A 256-nucleotide genomic window follows, 5' to 3' on the forward strand; every position below is an offset into this window, starting at 1 on the left:
CGGCAGCTTCAAATCGGCATGATCGCTCAGAAAGTCGGCGACCTCCGCCTCGATCGCCCGCGCAAGAAGCTGGCGTGCTCCATGCCGCAAAATACTCGTCAGTGGATCATCCATCGCGCCAGGCTGGCGAAGCTCTACAATCTTGCTATTCTCGTTCATGGCGTATCGCTCTGCATAAGAGGTTCTGGCTGGCTGGTTACCCGCCTCGATACGCCGCCCTTCTCAGGCCGTCATCACCCAGATTCCGCCATAGCTC

The 256-nt window shown here is 58.6% G+C and carries 1 pseudogene; it reads right to left on the bottom strand.

Annotated elements, in window-relative coordinates:
- Positions 1-159, bottom strand: a pseudogene (locus tag ACZXDY_RS46715) (IS256 family transposase); the annotation flags it as partial.
- Between the last annotated feature and the right edge of the window lie 97 nt (positions 160-256).

This window comes from Bradyrhizobium sp. LeoB3, from assembly GCF_055456055.1.